Source organism: Chamaesiphon sp. OTE_20_metabat_361 (genome assembly GCF_031364565.1).
Genome location: NZ_JANLWO010000409.1, coordinates 1 through 3,510, shown reverse-complemented (window position 1 = coordinate 3,510; position 3,510 = coordinate 1). Strand labels below are relative to the sequence as shown.

At 42.5% G+C, this 3,510-nt stretch carries 3 protein-coding genes; 2 read left to right on the top strand and 1 reads right to left on the bottom strand.

Going from position 1 to position 3,510, the window contains the following annotated elements; all coding sequences use genetic code 11:
• The first annotated feature begins 192 nt into the window (after window positions 1-192).
• A complete protein-coding gene (locus RMO35_RS11940; protein ID WP_309741460.1) occupies window positions 193-1,404 on the top strand; it encodes a transglutaminase domain-containing protein in 1,212 nt (403 codons plus the stop codon).
• Window positions 1,405-1,570: 166 nt separating this feature from the next.
• Window positions 1,571-2,383, top strand: a complete 813-nt coding sequence (mazG, locus tag RMO35_RS11935; protein ID WP_309741459.1) for a nucleoside triphosphate pyrophosphohydrolase — start codon at window positions 1,571-1,573, stop codon at window positions 2,381-2,383.
• Between the two features lie 292 nt (window positions 2,384-2,675).
• Here the strand turns inward: mazG and RMO35_RS11930 are convergent, their stop codons facing one another.
• Window positions 2,676-3,173: an HNH endonuclease gene (locus RMO35_RS11930; protein WP_309741457.1), complete on the bottom strand. Its 498-nt coding sequence runs from the start codon at window positions 3,171-3,173 to the stop codon at window positions 2,676-2,678.
• Window positions 3,174-3,510: the final 337 nt, after the last annotated feature.

Sequence of the window (3,510 nt, the reverse complement as noted above, 5' to 3'; positions counted from 1 at the left end):
CTGCTGGGACGTACAGCCGCCGAACTAGACGTTTGGAACCCCTTCACCCGCCGCACTACCAGACAGAGTTTAACGTTATAGTCCAATCTAAATTGTTAGTATCTCAGTATCGAAGGCTTAGATCGATCTCAAGTATATTTTTCATGATAATTGGGAATATTAAGGGTGTCATCACTAATTAATAGTGTTTTTATGCCCCAAAATCTCGAACGTGATTTTCAGAAAGCGGTTCTTAAATTAAAACATAAGAAGAAAAATCTTTTAAAAAGAAGAATTCAAACCTTTCTCAAATCAACTATAGCTCGATACTGGTTTATATCATTACTATTACTAGTAGCTATAATTAATGGAATGAATCCATATTTAGTTAAAGATTTTTCCGTACGAATTAAATATGGCCCTAAACCACCTTTACTAGCTTCACCTTGGTCATGGAAAAACAATCAAACAATTCACTCAGCAGTTGCCAACATACCACCTGATATTGAGAGTGGTATTAAATCGGTTGCTGAGTATATCGCTAGGCAGGAATCTGACCCATATTTACGAATCAAAGCATTGCATGACTATGTAATTAGCCGAGTTAGCTATGACTTTCACGCACTTAAAATGGGCAGATATCCATCTCAAGATGCTCAAACCGTCTTTTCAACACGAAAGGCAGTTTGTGGTGGTTACGCAAATCTCTTTATGGCACTAAGTCAAGCAATTGGTATAAACACTGTTGTCATTCAAGGAGATATTCGTCAGGATCTAGCTCCTCCAAATTCAATTTCTACAAATGCAGATCTATTAAATCCTAATACTAGACTAACACTACATGCGTGGAATGCTGTTAAAGTTGCAGATAATTGGCAACTAGTGGATACAACATGGGATGATATCAATTCCAATCAAAATATATCTTTATATAAATCAGATTATTTAATGCCGCCTCCTGAAGTAATGATTCCAGATCATTTTCCAGCGCAGTCGGATTGGCAACTTTTACATAAGCCCATAAGTCGAGATTATTTTGAAAAGCAGCTAATATTAACACCTAGATTTTTTACTGAAGACATACAGATAGTTTCACCAATTGAATACAAAACCTCTGTTCAAAAAAACGGCTTTATTCAAGTAAAAGCACCTGTAAATTATTCAAATAAAATTGTGGCTCTTTTCTCAGAAAGAGAAAAATCTAATTTTTCACTCTGGAGCCTTACCCAGGGCAACCCATTTGCACAAGATAACACAACAGATGTCAAGACTTGTCAAAGCCAGCCTGCTGTTGGAGAATCAATTCAAATATCTTGTCAATTTTCGGAAATAGGGATTTATCAAGTTCTCTTATTCAGTTTAGAGCAAAGAGAGAATACGATCGGACCTTATCCTATTGCTCAGTTTAAATTTGATGCACATTAAGTAGTATTTTTAGATCGTATTGAGTAGTGTTCCTCACTAAATTAGACTATGGGTAGCATTCGCAAGTTCTAAGCCGATAAAATGGGTATCGTACCTGGCAGGGGTTTGAGATATTGTTTGATGACTCAGATCGTCCGGCTGTTTATAAATTAACTAGAGCGACTGTATGACAAATCCCGACGCTACTCCCATCATCACTTCACTTCAATCCCTAATCGATGTGGTTGCCAAATTGCGAGATCCCGATGGGGGTTGTCCCTGGGATTTGGCGCAGACACCTGAGAGTTTGACACCTTATATCGTCGAGGAAGCTTACGAGGCGGTACATGCGATTCGGAGTGGCGATCGAGACGCGATCGTGTCAGAATTGGGAGACTTATTGTTGCAAGTAGTCTTACAATCGCAACTTGCTAGCGAAGCAGGGCAATTTACCTTAGCCGATGTCGCTCAAAGCATCAGTGAAAAACTCATCCGCCGTCATCCGCATGTATTTGGGGATGTGAAAGTATCGGGGGTAGAGGATGTGCGAGCTAATTGGGAAGAAATAAAAGCGATCGAAAAAGGCAAGACTACCGAATTGCTCAGCGATAAATTGAGTAGTTATACAGAGAAGTTACCGCCTCTAACTGCGGCGATGAAGATCTCCAATCGTGCTGCGGCGATGGGATTTGAGTGGGAAAATATCGATGGCGTGTGGGAAAAGTTTGAGGAAGAGTTAGGCGAACTTAAAGAAGCACTTGCCACGCCCGATCTCGCACATCAAGAAACTGAATTGGGAGATTTATTATTTACCATCGTCAATCTCGCCCGATGGTGTAAACTCGATCCAGCGCGAGGCTTGAGCGGTACCAATCAAAGATTTATCGATCGCATTACCCAAATGGAACGCTATATCGATCGACCATTAACCGATTATTCTATTACCGAACTAGAATCGCTCTGGCAACAAGCCAAGCAACACTTGAAGACGAGTGGTTAGGAGGATGTTTGGATACGTCTAACTGCTACGTTTTTAGTGGGCTTACCCCCCCCAACCCCCCCTTATAAAGGGGGGGCTTTTGCTCCCTCCCCTTTATAAGGGGAGGGCTGGGGTGGGGTAAAGGACTACGCATCATCTCCAACAGACTTGTGTGTGCAGAATAAAATAACTTTTTATGGGGAATTGAGGGGATTACTACCAAAGCTAGTATCAACAGATTACCTCTGGTAGGCTGTGCCTACGACAGGCTACGCCAACGCCAACGATGCTGTCCATATTTCCAGACATCTTCTTAAATCCCGATAATATACTTCCGCCACTCCGTATGAGCGCCATTATTAATTTGAGTAGCTGCCTCATAGTGCAGACTACTATACGGTCGGCGCGGCTGAGTATAAAGCTGTAGATTCGCTTCCTTGGGCGTGCGGTTGCCCTTTTTGACATTGCACCGCATACACGCCGTAATCAAATTTTCCCACGTATCTGGGCCGCCGCGCGATCGGGGCATCACATGATCTAGCGTCAAGCCATCGCCTTTATAACCACAGTACTGACAAGAGTGATTGTCGCGGTTGAGTACATTCCGGCGGGTGAGGGGAATTTCGCGATAGGGCACCATTACATAGTGCCGCAACCTAATCACCGTTGGTAAGGGAAAGTCTCGGTATAAATATTTGCCATTGTGTTCGACTTGTTCTGCTTTCCCCTTGAGCATCAAGATTACCGCACGTCGCCAACCAGTAATGTTCAGCGGCTCGTAGGAAGCATTTAACACCAGCACTTTGCTCATGTCTACTTTAGGATGTCAATACCTATTTCCCCTGATGGTAACACAATCCATCTGCGGTGTTCGGGATTGGCAATATTCGCGGTAACAACAACAATGCGATCGATTTCCACAGCTCGAACTGCTTACTACTAGCAGGTAAGGATGAGGCAATCTGGTGAGGATGGACACCTGAAGACGTACTTGCCTAATCGCCTAAATAATCGCTGCATTTAATTTACAAACTCGCTGAGATTCGTTAGATTTGTTTACAATACTTTTATAAAAAAGAATTTCGCAGACATGGCTGACACCCTCACCAAGCTAACTTACCAAACGCTTCAACAAGGCAAGAGCTACC

Coding starts and splice junctions, on each gene's coding strand:
- RMO35_RS11940 (WP_309741460.1), top strand. CDS start 193: ATGCCCCAAAATCTCGAACGTGATTTTCAGAAAGCGGTTCTTAAATTA.
- mazG (WP_309741459.1), top strand. CDS start 1,571: ATGACAAATCCCGACGCTACTCCCATCATCACTTCACTTCAATCCCTA.
- RMO35_RS11930 (WP_309741457.1), bottom strand. CDS start 3,173: ATGAGCAAAGTGCTGGTGTTAAATGCTTCCTACGAGCCGCTGAACATT.